The following is a 15,240-nucleotide window of genomic DNA, read 5'->3' on the forward strand; positions in this document are numbered from 1 at the left end:
CTGAGGAGACGCCGTGGTCCAGTTCGAGATCTGCCCGAACGGCGAGTGCCTGTCCGACGATCAACGCGCCGCCGCCCTGGCCCAGCCCAGCTTCGGCCGGCAGTTCACCGACCACATGGTAACGGTGCGCTGGACCGAGGAACGCGGCTGGCACGACGGGCGGCTGGAGCCGTACGGCCCGTTCACGCTCCCGCCGGCCACCTCGGTGTTCCACTACGGGCAGGCGGTCTTCGAGGGCATGAAGGCGTACCGGCACGACAGCGGCTCGATCGCCCTGTTCCGGCCGATGGCGAACGCGGAGCGGTTCAACCGCTCCGCGCGTCGGCTGGCGATGCCCGAACTGCCGGTGGACACCTTCGTGCGGGCCGTCGAGCTGCTCGTCACGCAGGACCGCGACTGGGTGCCGCCGGGCGACGGCAACAGCCTCTACCTGCGGCCCTTCATGATCGCGACGCAGCCCGGACTGGGCTTCACCCATCCGTCGAGCAGCTACCTCTTCTGCGTTATCGCGTCCCCGGCGGCGCCGTACTTCGGCCCGTCCGGTCCCCGGGCGCTCACCGTGTGGCTGTGCGACGACTACGTACGCGCCGCGCCGGGCGGCACCGGCGACGCCAAGGCGGCGGGCAACTACGCCGGCGCGTTCCTCGCCACCCGGCAGGCCACCGCACAGGGATGCGACCAGGTGGTGTGGCTCGACGCCGCCGAGCACAGGTGGGTCGAGGAGATGGGCGGGATGAACCTGTTCTTCGTGTACGGGGGGTCCCGCCCGCGGATCGTGACACCGAAGCTGACCGGCGCCCTGCTGCCCGGCATCACCCGCGACTCGCTGCTGACCCTGGCCGGAGAGCTGGGCATGGCCGCCGAGGAGGACCGGATGAGCACGTCGCGGTGGCAGTCCGACTGCGCGTCCGGCGCGCTCACCGAAACCTTCGCCTGCGGCACCGCGGCAGTGATCTCGCCGGTGGGTACGGTGCGGTCCACCACCGGCGACTGGCAGATCGGCGACGGCCAGCCCGGTCCGGTGACGCACCGGCTCCGGACCGCGTTGCTGGACATCCAGTACGGCCGAGGGCCCGATCCGCACCACTGGGTGCACAAGGTCTGCTGACACCGACGTCGCGAACAGGAGCGCCGGTCGTGCGATTCAACAGCCGGACACGGAACACGATCGACTCGCCGATCAGCGCGGCCTACGACCTTGTGGACCTGCGGGAGAACGACGGGGCACTGCTCGACGTCGCGCAGGCGGCGCCGCAGTACCCGCCGGCGCGGGTCGTCGTCGAGCACATCGTGCGGACGGCACGTGCCACGGACGGCGGCGCGTACACCGAGGTGCCCGGCCTGCCCCGGCTGCGTCGTGCGTTCGCGGCCGAGCTGAGCCGCGACTACGGAGGGACCGTAGGGGCCGACAACGTGGTCGTCACGGCCGGCTGCAACCAGGCGTTCAGCCTGGTCGCCGCCGCCCTGGCCGGGCCCGGTCACGAGATCGTGCTGCCGCTGCCGTACTACTTCAACCACGACATGTGGCTGCGGCTGAACGGCATCAGGCCTGTCTACCTGGAGCCCGGGCCGGACCTCGTGCCACGCGCCGCCGACGCCGAACGGCTCGTCACGCCCCGTACCCGCGCGATCGTGCTGGTGACGCCGGGCAACCCGAGCGGGGTCACTGTCGACCCGGACGGCATCGCGGCGTTCGCCGCGGTGGCCGAGCGGCACGGCATCGCGCTGATCCTCGACGAGACGTACCGGTCGTTCCGCGACACCGACGCGCCGGCGCACCGGTTGTTCGCCGGCCCGCACTGGGAACGCACAGTCGTCAGCCTGCACTCGTTCTCCAAGGACCTGGCCATTCCCGGCTACCGCGTCGGCGCCGTGGTCGCCTCCCCGGAACTCAACCGCGAGGTGTGCAAGCTGCTGGACTGCGTCGCGGTCTGCGCGCCGCGCATCGGGCAGGAGGCCGCCTGGGCGGGCCTGACGTATGCCCGAGGGTGGCGTTCCGTCCGGGCCCGGGAACTCGCCGATCGGCGGGCCTGGTTCACCGACACGATGGCCGCCCGGCCCGGCGGCTTCGAGCTGCTCTCCTGCGGTGGCTTCTTCGCCTGGCTGCGGCATCCGTTCCCGGGCCGCTCCACCGACGACGTGGTGCGCGAGCTGGTGGTCAAGCACGACACGCTCGTCATGCCGGGCACTGCCTTCCTTCCGGACGACCGCCGCACCGTCCGGGTGAGCGTGGGCAACCTCGACCGGGACGCGATAGCGGCCCTCGCCCGCCGGTTCGCCGACGCGGGCCGCTGAACCGTCGGGTCAGTAGATGATCCGGTCGTCCGCCGCAGGCCGCCACGCCCGGGAACCGCGCAGGTTACGGGTGATGTTGAGGCGCTTCAGCCAGCGGTCGGAGCCGTCGTAGCGCGCCCGGAACGACTTGCGCCCGTGCACCGCCCGGAAGTTGTCGACGAACAGGCAGTCGCCGGGGCGCAGGCGGACGTCCTGCATGTGCGCCTCGATCTGGTCGCACAACGCCTGGAACGCGCCGAGCGACCGCTCGGACCAGCCGTCGGTCTTCATGTGGTACGGATCGAGCGCCATGTACGGATCGGTGCGGTCGCCGAAGAGCACCGGCCGCTTGACCGGGTCGTCGTTCCACGACTGGATGAGCGCGAAACTGCGCCGACGCAGCCGGTCGACGACCGGGTCGCCGGTGGACTCGGAAGCGTTCTCCGGACGGTGCGAGTTGTCCGGCATCTGGGTGAACTCCGACTCGAACAGGGCCTCCACGTCCAGCGCGGACCAGTCGAGGTCACCGGCGTCGCACGCGACGGTCTCCACCAGGTCCGGGTTCTTGAGGCACATCAGCGCCACGTAGTCGCCCCGGCAGGGATGGAACGCGTCCTCGGTGTGCCAGGACAGGTGCTGGAGACTGTTGGAGCCGATCTCGTAGTGCTCGTGCCCCTCGATCGGGAGCACGTCGTGCATGATGCGGCCGTCCTGCTGGGTCGCCCAGCCGAACACGTCGCCCAGCACGGAGCCGCACAGCAGGAAGAAGATCTCCTGCGGCAGGGCGGGGGAGTCGTACTGGCTGTTGCGCCAGTGCGGCGGCGTCGGGCCGAGCTGCTCCAGCTCGATCTCGAGGCCCGAGATCAGGCAGAGGGCGGACGGCTCGCCGAGGCGGTACTCCTCAAGGAACTCCAGCACATGCGTCGGCAGAAGCCGCGCGAGAACCGGTGCCCGCCGGATCAACCCCGGCTCCTCGATGGTCTTGTACGCCCTCGCGAGCTCGCTGAGCATCGGTGTCAATGCCGCGTTGTCCGCCGGAGTGAGCGTCAGGTGATGCACGCGTGGCCTCCCGCTGGCCGAGGTGGTCCGCCGACGGCGACCTGCCGTTGCAGCCTATGGTCGCGGGCTGCGGCCCTGCGGTCCCCGGTAGAGGGGACAGGTGCACCGACCCCGGCGACCCTAGGTTCGTCCTAGAAATCATCTGCTGGGTCCACGCCGTAGCCCGTCAGCCGGCGTGCCGACACCCTCGGGACTGACATATGACCGAGCTTGCCAATCTGACCACGATGGAAGTCGACGCACTGTCCGACGTCGACGGTGGCCTCAACCTGACCGACGGGCACGCCCGGCTGGATCTCTCCACCGAGCAGGCCGCGATCGTGGCTCGGCTCCCCGAGATGTTCACGACGGCGACCCGTCGGTCCTTCCCGTCGATCGAGACGGCGGCCCACCGCGCGTTCCTGGACGCGATCGGGCAGCACACCGCACCGGTGGGTACCGGCCGGATCCTGAGCTGCTACTCCTCCACGCTTGCCACCGATATCGTGGCCCGCGCGCTGCCGGCCGGCGCCACGATCGCCGTGTTGCACCCGACGTTCGACAACATCGCCGACCTGTTCACCACGCGCGGCCTCAAGCTGGTGCCGCTGAGCGAGGAGGCGATGCTGGACCAGTCCTGGCCCGGCGCCCCGGTGCAGGCGATCGTCCTCACCCATCCCAACAACCCCACCGGTCTGGTCACGCCGGAAGGTCACCTGCGCTCGCTCGCCGAGCATGCCGTCGAGCACGGGCAGACCGTCATCATCGACGCCAGCTTCCGGGGCCAGGTCCGCGACGCGCAGTACGACACGTACGCGGTCCTCGACGCGGCCGGCGCGGACTGGATCACGATCGAGGACACCGGCAAACTGTGGCCGATGCACGAGCTGAAGATCGGGCTGCTGGCCTACAGCGAGCGGACCGATCTGCCCCTGGAGCGGGCCTTCTCCGAGTCGCTGCTCGCCGCTTCGCCTGTCGTGTTGCAGCTGGTCGAGGCGCTCGCCTCCGACTGGGTGAACGGTGGCTACGAGCGTGCGCGCGATCTCGTGGAGCGCAACCGGGCGGCGGTACGGGAGGCGATCGAGCCGGCCGGCCTGCGACTGGCCGACCCGACCTCACAGATCAGCGTGGCCCGCATCGGCCTGCCGCAGAACGGGCCTGACTCGTCGCTGCTGTACAAGGACATGCGCGAGCGGGGCGTGCACGTGCTCCCGTGCGCGCCGTTCCACTGGGCCGACCCGGATGGCGGCCTGCGCCTGATCCGGCTGTCCCTGGCCCGGCCGTTCGAGACCGTCCAGACGGCCGCCCAGACGCTCGTCCGCGCCTACCGCGAACTGGCCGCCGCCAACTGAGGAGCCGCCGCGCGCCCGGGGACGGGAAACCGCCTCAGGCGCGCGGCGGCCGAACGTCTTCCCGCAGCACCCGGTCGAGCAGCGCGAGACCCGCGGTGAGCTCGGCGGTGCTACCGCCGAATCCGAGCCGGACGTGGTTGCGGTAGGCCTCGCCGAAGCACACGCCTGGTACGAGCAGCACCCGGTGCTGCTCGGCCAGCCGGCGGCAGGAGGCGACGACATCCGGTTGGCCGAGCAACTCGACGAACGCGGCCACCCCGCCGGCGGGCGGGCTGAGCCGCACCAGTTCCGGCCGGTCCGCCGCCCAGTCGATGAGCAACTGCCGGTTGGCGCGGGCGTGCTCCCGCTGCATGGCCACGATCCGGTCCGCGTGCCGGACCGCCTGCTCGGCGAAGAACTCCAGGACCGGCGAGACGTACAACGCGATGTAGTCGCGCAGCACCGCCATCCGGGCCAGCAGCTCCGGGGGCGCGACACACCAGCCGACTCGCAGCCCGGCCAGGCCGTAGCTCTTGGAGAACGTGCCCCACACGATCGACCGCTCGTACTCGACAGGGATCGGCAGCGGGTCGGCAGTGTAGGTGAGTTCGCCGAACGCGTGGTCCCACACCAGCCAGGCACCCGCATCGGCGGCGATCGCTACCAGTTCCTTCTGCTGCTCGGCAGTGATGGACACACCTGTCGGGTTGTGCGGGAAGTTCACGACGATCATCCGCGGCCCGTGCGCCGCCAGCTCGCGCAGCACGGACAGGTCGGCGGCGAACCCGGCGTCCGGGTCCAGCTGCCACCGGGTCACCCGGCAACCCCGGGACGCCGCGATGTCGTACAGCTGCTGGTAGGCGGGGTCGAGCACGATGATCTCGTCATCCGGATCCAGAGCCAGGTGCATGACCAGGTAGATCGCCTCGCTGGAGCCGTGGGTGACCATCATCCGGTCGACGTCGCCGCCGGTCCACCGGTCGGCCAGCGCGGCACGCAGCCGGTTGCCGCCGTAGCTCTCGCTGTCGTGGAACACCATCTCGTCGAGCTCTGACAGCTCGAACCCGCACAGGGCGCGGAACTCGTGCATGGACAGGTCGCGTACCCCGCTGCTGCCGATGTCGTGGTCAACCTTGTGGTAGTAGTCGCGCATCCAGGCTTCGAGGTGGGCAACGGCGATTTCCATGTCGAAGTCCGTCCCAATCGGTGACGCTGGCGCGGTGCGACCAGGCGACCGGATCCGTCGCCCGCCCACGGTATGCAGGCGGACACCGCAGCGCATGTCGCGGGAAGCCGGGACGACGGTCCCGGCTTCCCGCCTGCGGTGTCAGGGTTGCGGTGTCGCCCGTGATGCGCGCCCGTCAGCCGCCCGGCGGCCGGGCTAGTCGGATGCAGCAACCGGCGCAGATCTTCGCCTCCGGCAGAGTGAAGGCCAGGCAGCAGGTGTGGCGCTGGACCGTCGCGCCGCCGTCCGGCCCGGGAAGCAGGTCCACGAGATCCCGCACGCGGAGCGCGGTGAGCAGTGTGTCGACGTGGTCGACGGCATTGCCGGGCAGCGTGTGGGCGGCCCTCAGCACGGCGTGCGCCACGCCCGAGGCGAGCGACCCGCGCAACGAACGGGAGCTGACGCGGGCCACCGTCCGGATGTGCGTCAGCATCGGGCCGAGGTGCGCGTCCACAAGGGCTCCGCGTAGCGCGGCGAGCAGACCTGCCTCGTCAGTGGCCACCTCGACTCCGCCCCCGCGCGCCGTCGGATCCCACGGCAGCACCGCCACGCGTACCGACGGGCGGAGGGCGACGGTGAGCACCGAGTCGGGCGAGTCCAGGCGTACCACCACATCGGTCGCACGGACCAGCGGAACCCGCCGGGCCGACGCCCAGCCGAGCACTGCGGGCAACGCCACCGCGTAGGTGTACGCCTTCCACGCCAGTGTCGCGGCGGCGTGCGGTGTGGCCTGGCGGCGACGCGCCACGACGTCGAGCAGTTCCGGCAGCCGGGTGCCGTCGGCGATGCTGCCGGCGCAGATCCAGTCCGGCCCGTCGCCGACCACCAGCTCAGGCGCCAGGCCTCCGGGCGGCTTGTCGCGGAAAGCCGCGGCCAGCGTCGCGCGTAACGGCCCCAGCGGATCGGCGCCGGGGAGCCGAACCGGCGACTCCACCCCGTCGATGCGGTGCACGTCGCATCCCGCCCTCCGGTCGTCGCGGTAGCAGCCGTTCGCAGCACGACGCTAGGACCGGGGCCGGCGGCCGGGGCAGTCACGGAAAGCGGCGACGGGCTCTCACAGCGCCAGCCACAGGCACCCGTCGACCTCCCGTACACCGATGATCTGCGCGTCCGGCGAGCGCCGGAAGTTGACACAGCGGCCGTCGGCGCCGAAGCGGTAACCGTGCAGCGGGCACTCGACGGCGTCGCGCACGAGTCGCGCGTCCACCATCAGGTACGCGCGGTGCGGGCAGTGGGCGTCGGTCGCGACCGGCGTGCCGCTCCGGGTGCGCCAGAGCAGGACGGTCCGCGCCGGGGCCGTGGACCGCCACACCAGCACGGTGCGGCCGACGTCGGCGCTGCGAGGGCCGCGTACCCACACCTGGGCGCCGCCGGAGTTCGCCTCGCCGGCAGGGAACATGGCCGACATTCCCCCCCTCGTGCGACGTCGGCCGCCGGGTGCCCGGCGGCGGATTGTCGCCGAGGCTACCGGCGCGGGCCGCCGGCGGGCCGTCGCCCGAAGCGGGGACCGACACCGCGCACCGGTGACCCGACCGGAGCGCGATGTCCGGTGAACGCGGGACAGCAGACCATGTTGACCGCCGTGGCCCGGCTCCGTTGACTTGGGATCCGACCGCCCCGCATCGGAGGAGCGTCCGTGATCGGCATCCACGATTCCGCTAAAAGCCTCGTCGCCGTACCGGATTCCGCTCGTCCCGGCCCCGGCGCCGGGACCACCGTGCCGGACCTGATCCGGGCCGTAGCGCACAGGCTGCCGGACGCGGTGGCTGTGGAGTCGGCAGGCAACCGTCTCACGTACGGTCAGCTGCTAGCGGAAGCCTCCGGGGTGGCCGAGGCGCTGCGCCACGCGGGCGTCGGGCCAGGCGAGCCCGTCGCGGTGGCGATACCCCGCGGAGTCGACCTGGTGCCGGCGCTGCTCGGTGTCCAGCTCGCCGGCGCGGCGTACGTGCCGCTCGATCCCGAGCACCCGGCCGACCGGCTGAACCACGTCATCGCGGACTCCGGGGCGCGGATCCTGTTGACGGCCGACGCGGCCGGCGCCCCCGGCCTGCGCGTACCGACCCGCATCCAGCTGACCGACGTCGCGGTGTGCCGCAGCCCGGTGCACCCCGCGCCGCTGCACCCGGACGCCACCGCGTACGTCATCTACACCTCCGGCTCGACCGGCCGGCCCAAGGGCGTCGTGGTGACACACGGCGCCTTCGCCAACTTCATCGAGTCGATGCGCGAGCGCCCCGGTCTGCCCGACGCGGTGGTGCTTCCCGCCGTGAGCACCGTCTCCTTCGACATCGCCGGCCTGGAGCTGTTCCTGCCGTTGACCACCGGCGGCCGGGTGGTCGTCGCCCGGCACGGCGAGACGAGCGACCCGCGCCGGCTGGCGGCGTTGCTCGCCGACACGGGCGCACGGGTCATGCAGGCGACACCGATCACCTGGCGGCTCCTGCTGGAGGCCGGCTGGTCGCCGCCGCCAGGCTTCACAGTGCTGTGTGGCGGGGAGCGGCTGCCGGCCGAGCTCGCCGAGCGGTTGCTCGGCGAGGGGGTCGTGCTCTGGGACCTGTACGGGCCGACGGAGACGACAGTGTGGTCGGCCGTCACCCGCCACGAGCGGGGCACTCCGGCCCGGTTCCACCCGGTCCGGGGGACCTCGCTCCGGGTGCTCGACGCGGGGCTGCGGCCGGTCCCGCTGGCCGAGGAGGGCGAGCTCTACATCGGTGGCGCCGGCGTCGCCACCGGCTACCTGGGCCGCCCGGCCCTGACCGCCACGCGGTTCGTCGCCGACCCGGACGACGCCGGAGCCCGGCTCTACCGCACCGGTGACATCGCCCGACGACACCCGGACGGGCGGATCGAGATCCTCGGCCGCAGCGACGACCAGATCAAGATCCGTGGGTTCCGGATCGAGCCCGGCGAGGTAGAGCACCTGCTGGCTGGCCATCCCGGTGTGGCCGAGGCCGCGGTACGGGCGTTCGGCGGGAACGACGAGAACGCCCGGCTGGTGGCCTACGTCCGGCCTGTCGATCCGGCCGACCCGCCCGACGCCCGGCACCTGCGGCAGCACCTCGCCCGCTGCGCGCCGGCCTACCTGGTACCGGCCCAGTTCGTCGTCCTGGACGAGCTGCCCCGTACGCCGAACGGCAAGCTGAACCGCTCCGCCCTGCCCCGGCCCGCCGAGCCGACCGGACCGGCCGCGACCACCGGCCGTACGTCCCCGGACGAGCCGGCCCGCGGCACCACCGAGCAGCGGATCGCGGCGATCGTGGCCGAGGTGCTCCAACGACCCGAGGTCGACCCGCACGAGGACTTCTTCGCCCTCGGCGGTGACTCGCTGCGCGCCGTCCAGATCGTGCTCCGGCTCAACGAGGAACTGCAGACCGAGGTGCCGATCAACGCGCTGTTCGAGGCCCGCACCGTCTACGGAATCGCGGCGCTGCTGGACGGCGACCGCACGGCCGGGACGCCGGCCGGAGCGCCGCGCGACGCGGGCGACGCCCGGCTCTCCGCAGCGCAGTGGCGGCTCTGGCTGCATCAGCTGGCGGCACCGGACAGCACCGTCGACAACACACCGGTGGTCGTCCGGCTGCCCGGCCCGGTCGACAGCACAGCCCTGGAGCGGGCAGTGACCGGCCTGCTGGAACGCCACGCGATCCTGCGTACCCGCTACGAACCGGACCCGTCCGGCCTGCCGGTCCCGGTCGTTCAGCCGGCGTCGCCGCAGCGCCTCGCCGTCGAGGACGGCGACCCCGCGGCGATCCTGGCCGAGGAACTGGACCGCCCCTTCGACCTCGCGGCCGCACCCCCGGTCCGGGTCCGCCTGGTGAGCCGGCCGGCCGACGAGTACGCGTACCTGCTGATGGTGGTCCACCGCATCGCCGCCGACGACCGGTCCCGGGAACTGATCGCCGATCAGGTACGGGCCGCGTACCGGGGTCGCACGGTGCCGGCCCCGCTGCTCGGCTACGCCGACGTCGCGCGGTCGCAGCGCGAGCATTCGGCGGGCCCGGCCGCGCGACGGCACCTCGACTTCTGGCGGGCCACGCTGTCCGGGGCCGCCGCGGTCGAACTGCCAGCCGACCGGCCACGGCCGGAGGTGCGGGACTGGCGCGGCGGCCGGGTGCGCTTCGACGTGCCTGCGGCCGTCGTGCGGGCACTCGACGACGTCGCGGCGGACCGGGAAGCGACACGGAGCACGGCCCTGCTGGCAGGGCTGTCCGCCCTCCTGGCCCGTCGCACCGGCGGGACGGACGTGACCGTGGGCGTGCCCGTGGCCGGCCGCGACCGCCCCGGACTGGAGCACGTCGTGGGCATGCTGGAGGAGACGGCCGTGATCCGCGTCGACATCGCCGGCGGCATCGGCTTCCGGGACCTGCTCGGCCGCGTGCGCGCGGCAACTGTCGCCGCCGCGGAGCACGCCGTACTGCCGTTCGAGGACATCGTCGGCGCGGTGCCCACGACGGCGCAGACCGAAGGCCGCAACCCCCTGTTCGACGTCTTCTTCGCCGCCCACGGCATCCCCGCCCACCCGGCGGGCTTTCCACTGCCACATCCGCCCGCATCCCGGTACGACCTGTCCTGCGACCTCACCGCACGTGCCGACGGCGGCGTCGACGGCGGCCTGGTGTACGCCACCCAGTTGTTCGACGAGGCAACTGTCGCCCGCCTCGCCGGGGACTACGTGGCCCTGCTGGCGGAGGTCGCCGCGAACCCCGACGCTCCGGTGGTGTCCTGATGAGCAGCACGTCGCCCGGCCCGGTCCTCGACCGCACGGACCCGATCCCGGACATCGACCTCGCCGACCCGGATCCGGCCCGTACGCCGGACCTGGAACGGATCCTCGCGACCCTGCGGCCCGTCCACCCGGTCTTCTGGCACGGCCCGAAGAGCCGACCGGGCTTCTGGGCGGTGATCCGCTACGCGGAGACGATGCGGGTCTACCGGGACCCGACCACATTCTCGGCCACGAACGGCATGACGCTCGACAGCCTACGGCCCGGCCCGGACCCGGCCAGCGGCATGATGGTCGAGGTCACCGACCCGCCGGAGCACCGCCGCCTGCGGCGCAGCATCGGCGCCCTGTTCGCCGACGGCGTGGTCACCGACCTGGAGCCGGAGATCGACAGGTACGTCCGGAGGCTGCTCGTCGCCGTACGCGACCGCGGCGGGACGGTCGACGTCGTCGAGGCCGTCGCCTCCCGCGTTCCGACCCACGCCGCGGGCCTGCTGCTGGGGCTGCCACCTGCCGACCTCGACTGGATCACCAGCCGGACGTCGCGGGTGTTCCTGTCCCGGGCGGCCGCGGATGACGGCGGGGACCTCCGCCAGGAAGCGGAACAGGCCAACGGCGAACTGCTCGGCTACTTCTCCCGGCTGCTGCGCACGAGCCGGCACCGGTCCGACGTCGACGGTCTCGTCCAGCGGCTCGCGGCGGGCACCGCCGACCGGGACGCCCTGACCACCGGCGAAGTGGTCCTCAACGCGCTCAACCTGGCGATCGGCGGCACCACGACGACCCGCGCGGCGCTTACCAACCTGCTGGACGCGCTGTCCCGGATGCCCGACGTGTTCGCGTCGCTGCGGGCCAACCCGTCCGCCGTACCGACGGCTGTCGAGGAGGCCGTGCGGTGGGGCAACCCGGTGCGGCACCTGGCCCGGGTCGCCACCTGCGACGTCGAGCTGGCGGGCCAGGCCATCAAGGAAGGCGACCCGGTCGTCGTGTGGCCCCGCTCCGCCAACCGCGACGAGGCAGTCTTCGCGCAGCCGGACACGTTCGACGCCGGCCGGCATCCGAACCCGCACATCGGCTTCGCGGCTGGCCCGCACAGTTGCCCCGGCACCGCACTGGGCCGAGCCCAGCTGCGCGCGGTGCTGCGGCACACAGTGGACCTGTTCACCGCCTGCGAACCTGCCGAGGGCGCCCGGCTGATGCAGTCGAACTTCCTGCACGGCTACGAACGGCTGCCGATGCGGTTCACCGCCGCCGGCGACCACCTGTTTACGTGACAACCGCCCCGGGCCGGGCGACCGTAGGTTTCCGGCATGGCGCGTCCCATTGCGGAGACATCCCCGGCTGAGCCCGTTCACTTCCAGGAGGAGCCGTTCGGCGTGGACGGCGAGCGGTCGTTGCCGCCCCGTACCCCGTACGAGGACGCGCTCGTCGGCATCCTGCACGAGGTCCTCGGTTGCACCGACGTCGACGTGCAGGACCCCCTGCTCACGCTGGGCAACGTGGCCCAGGTGCCCCGGGTGGTCGCGCAGATCCGGCGTACGTTCGGCGTGGACATCCCGGTGGCGGACTACATCGAGTCACGTACGGTCGCCGGCCTGGCGTCCGTCGTGGCCGCGAAGTCGTTCGCCGCCCGCGCGGCGACCCGGCCGCAGGCGCTGCTGCGCCGGCCCTCCGGTGCCCGGCCGGTGCTGTCCTTCGACCAGCAGCGGCTGTGGATGGAGAACCAGCTGCTGCCCGGCGTCATCTACAACGTGCACGGGCGGCGGCGCATTCTCGGGTCGCTGGACGTCGAGGTCCTCGAGCGCAGCATCAGCGCGATCATCGCCCGGCACGAGACGCTACGCACCCGGTTCCCGGCCACCGACGGTGAGCCGGTGCAGGTGGTGGACGACCCGGACGACGACTGGCACATCCGGATCAGCGACCTCACAGGCCTGCGCGAGCAGGGCGGTGACGCGTCCGTCGAGGCGGCGGCCTGGCGCCTGCTCGACGAGGAACTCACGACGCCGTTCGACCTGACCACCGGCCCACTGATCCGCTGCCTGCTCGTCAAGCTCGGGGAACGGGAGCACGCGCTCGGCGTCACGATGCACCACATCGTGTCCGATGCCTGGTCGATCGGCATGTTCATCCGCGAACTGACAACTCTGTACCGGGCCGGCGGCGACCCGCAGCGGGCCGGCCTGTCCGCGCTGCCCGTGCAGTACCGCGACTACGCGGTGTGGCAGCGCGGCTGGCTCTCCGGCGACGCCCTGGAGCACCAGGTCGGCCACTGGCGGCAGCACCTGCAGGGCGCACCACGGGTCCTCGCGCTGCCGACGGTGCAGCGGCGGACGAACGCGTTGCGGGCCGAGGCCGGCCAGGTCGTCGACGCGCTGTCGCCGGCGGAGACGGCGGCGCTGCACGAGCTGTGCCGTACCCACGGCGTCACCTCGTTCATGGTGCTCTACGCGATCCTGGCGACCATCTTCAGCCGGTGGGCCGGGCAGACCGACGTCGTCATCGGGGTCCCCGTCGCGGGCCGGACCAACAGCGTCACCGACCGGCTCATCGGGTTCTTCGTCAACATGCTGCCGCTGCGCGTCGACCTGTCCGGCGACCCGGACTTCGCCAACCTGCTCCAGCGCGTGCGGCGAGCAGCCCTGGACGGCTACGCCCACGCCGAGGCCCCCATGGACGAGTTGGTCCGCGACCTCGACATCGTCCGCGACCCGCGCCGTACACCGCTGTTCGAGGTTGTCCTCAACGTGGTGGCGAGCCCGGAGGCCGAGCAGGTCACCGATCTGGCCATCGAGCCGATGGACACGCCGTCGCTGTTCAGCCGCTACGACCTGACGTTCACCGCGCAGGAGTCCGGCGGGGTGCTGCGGTTCAAGCTCGACTTCCCGGCCGACCGCTGCGACCCGGAGACCGGCCGGGTGCTGCTCCGGCAGTTGCGCACGCTGCTGGGTCGGGCTGTCCAGGACCCCACCGTTCGGCTGCTCGACGAGCCCGCCGAGCCTCCGGTCGCCGCCGAACCGGCGTACACCCTGGCGCCCCTCGACCTCCGTCGGCCCGACGGCGCCGACCTGGTCGCCGTGGTGGACGGCGAAGGGGAGTGGAGCTACGCGTGGATGTCGGTGGCCGCGGAGCGGATCGCCGAGGTGCTGGCCGAGCGCGGAGTCCGGGCCGGCGACCGCGTCGGCGTGGTCCGGCGGCCGAGTGCCGCATTCGTCGCCAGCCTGCTCGGTGCGGCCGGGGCCGGGGCGGTGGGCATGGTTATCGAAACCGACGACCCGGCGCTGACCGGACCTCTCGAACTCACGACGGTGCTGGACGGCAACCCCGCAGGTGCGCCGGCCGCCGGCACTGTGGACCTGCGGACGGTCCTGCCGGCTGCCGCAGGCCCGCTCCCCGCGTCGAGCGGCGGTCCCGCCGCGACGGCGCCGGACGACTGGGCGGCCAAGCGCTTCGAGTTCGGTCCCGGCGACCGGTTCGTTGTGCTGTCCAGCCGGCCCGGTCACCTGATGTCGGCGATGCGCACCGCCTTCGCCGCAGGCGGCACCCTGTTGGTTCCGGACCGTGCGTTCGGCGCCGACGCCGGGGCGCTGACCACCTGGCTGCGCGAGAAGGCCGTCACTGTGGCGTACGTCGACGCGCCGATCCTGCGGGCGATGACGGCGCAGACGCCGGTGCCCGACCTGCCGGCGCTGCGCTACGTGCTTATGGACAACGCCGGTGACCTGCTGCCGCACGACGTCGAGGCGGTGCGGGAGATGGCACCGGGGTGCCGTTGCGTGGCGGTGTACCGGGTGACGGCGGACGGCCGCCCGCTCTGCTGCTACGAGGCGCCGCAGGACATGGAGGTGCGCAACGCGCCGCTGCGTGTCCCGCTCGGCACACCGCTGCCCGGCATGCCTGTCACGCTGCGGCGGGCCTCCGGACAGCCGGCCGCGACCGGGGAACTCGCCGAGATCTGGTTCGGCGACGAACGTACCGGTGACCACGGTCGCCGGCGTGCCGACGGGTCCGTGGAGTACGCCGTCGTGTCGTCCGGCGGCGAGTACGTCGACGCTGCCGAGACACTCTCCGGCCTGCGCGACGTCCCCGGGGTCCGGGATGCTGTCGTGCTGACGCAGACCGACGCCGACGGGGCGACCACGCTGTCGGGCTATGTGGCAGGGCCGGATCCGGAGCGGGGTGCCGCCGCGATCCAGAGCCATCTCAAGGCGCGCCTGCCCGACTACCTGGTGCCGCGGCACCTGCTCGTGCTTGACGCTCTTCCGCGCACCCCGTGGGGTGAGTACGACCTGCGCGCACTGCCCCGGCCCAGCGGCGACGCCGGGCTCGGCGACGACTACGCGGCGCCGCGTACGCCGATGGAGCGGCAGCTCGCCGAGTTGCTGGCGGAACTGCTCGGCATCGAACGGGTAGGCATCTACGACAGCTTCTTCGAGCTGGGCGGCTTCTCGATGCTCGCGACCCGGCTGATCACCCGGGTACGCGACGTCTTCGGGGTCCAGCTCGCGGTGCGTGACGTGTTCGAGTCGCCGACAGTCGACGAACTGGCGCGGCTCGTCGTCCGCGCGCAGGGGGAGCAGTCCGGCCTGGACGAGTTCGAGGCGCTGCTGGACGAGGTCGAGCGGGCCTGATCCGCTGTCCCGTCACGC

General features: G+C 72.5%; 10 protein-coding genes. 6 read left to right on the plus strand and 4 right to left on the minus strand.

Annotation, left to right across the window (positions count from 1 at the left end):
* The first annotated feature begins 13 nt into the window (after nucleotides 1–13).
* A complete protein-coding gene (locus ADK66_RS07855) occupies nucleotides 14–1,108 on the plus strand; it encodes a branched-chain amino acid aminotransferase (RefSeq protein WP_053653236.1) in 1,095 nt (364 codons plus the stop codon).
* A 29-nt stretch (nucleotides 1,109–1,137) separates the two neighbouring features.
* Complete coding sequence (locus ADK66_RS07860; RefSeq protein WP_053653237.1) at nucleotides 1,138–2,295, plus strand: aminotransferase; 1,158 nt, start codon at nucleotides 1,138–1,140, stop codon at nucleotides 2,293–2,295.
* Between the two features lie 9 nt (nucleotides 2,296–2,304).
* Here the strand turns inward: ADK66_RS07860 and vioC are convergent, their stop codons facing one another.
* Nucleotides 2,305–3,333 carry an arginine beta-hydroxylase, Fe(II)/alpha-ketoglutarate-dependent gene (gene vioC / locus ADK66_RS07865; RefSeq protein WP_053653238.1) on the minus strand — a complete coding sequence of 343 codons (1,029 nt, stop codon included), beginning with the start codon at nucleotides 3,331–3,333 and terminating at the stop codon, nucleotides 2,305–2,307.
* A 227-nt stretch (nucleotides 3,334–3,560) separates the two neighbouring features.
* Between vioC and ADK66_RS07870 the strand changes: the two genes are divergently transcribed.
* Nucleotides 3,561–4,664, plus strand: coding sequence for an aminotransferase class I/II-fold pyridoxal phosphate-dependent enzyme (locus ADK66_RS07870; RefSeq protein ID WP_197281450.1), 1,104 nt, complete (start codon nucleotides 3,561–3,563; stop codon nucleotides 4,662–4,664).
* 34 nt (nucleotides 4,665–4,698) lie between these two features.
* Here ADK66_RS07870 and vioD read toward each other — a convergent pair whose 3' ends face one another.
* From vioD to ADK66_RS07885, 3 genes are all read right to left on the minus strand, one after another.
* A complete protein-coding gene (gene vioD, locus ADK66_RS07875) occupies nucleotides 4,699–5,829 on the minus strand; it encodes a capreomycidine synthase (protein ID WP_053653240.1) in 1,131 nt (376 codons plus the stop codon).
* 175 nt (nucleotides 5,830–6,004) lie between these two features.
* The gene (locus tag ADK66_RS07880; protein WP_231639960.1) at nucleotides 6,005–6,820 is read right to left on the minus strand and encodes a hypothetical protein; all 816 of its coding nucleotides are present in this window, start codon (nucleotides 6,818–6,820) and stop codon (nucleotides 6,005–6,007) included.
* Nucleotides 6,821–6,922: 102 nt separating this feature from the next.
* Nucleotides 6,923–7,276 carry a Rieske (2Fe-2S) protein gene (locus tag ADK66_RS07885; RefSeq protein ID WP_053653241.1) on the minus strand — a complete coding sequence of 118 codons (354 nt, stop codon included), beginning with the start codon at nucleotides 7,274–7,276 and terminating at the stop codon, nucleotides 6,923–6,925.
* Between the two features lie 228 nt (nucleotides 7,277–7,504).
* Here ADK66_RS07885 and ADK66_RS07890 point away from each other — a divergent pair, with 228 nt between their 5' ends.
* Genes ADK66_RS07890 through ADK66_RS07900 form a run of 3 tightly spaced genes read left to right on the plus strand, consistent with a single transcriptional unit; the run spans nucleotide 7,505 to nucleotide 15,222 of the window.
* Nucleotides 7,505–10,594 (plus strand): non-ribosomal peptide synthetase, encoded by a 3,090-nt coding sequence (locus ADK66_RS07890; protein WP_082377304.1) that lies wholly within the window; start codon nucleotides 7,505–7,507, stop codon nucleotides 10,592–10,594.
* A complete protein-coding gene (locus tag ADK66_RS07895; RefSeq protein WP_053653243.1) occupies nucleotides 10,594–11,865 on the plus strand; it encodes a cytochrome P450 in 1,272 nt (423 codons plus the stop codon). The genes ADK66_RS07890 and ADK66_RS07895 overlap by 1 nt, the downstream gene beginning before the upstream one ends.
* A 36-nt stretch (nucleotides 11,866–11,901) precedes the next feature.
* Entirely contained in the window at nucleotides 11,902–15,222 is a 3,321-nt protein-coding gene (locus ADK66_RS07900) for a condensation domain-containing protein (RefSeq protein WP_053653244.1), read from the plus strand.
* Nucleotides 15,223–15,240 lie beyond the last annotated feature (18 nt).

This window comes from Micromonospora sp. NRRL B-16802 (assembly GCF_001279555.1).
Lineage (GTDB): Bacteria > Actinomycetota > Actinomycetes > Mycobacteriales > Micromonosporaceae > Micromonospora > Micromonospora profundi.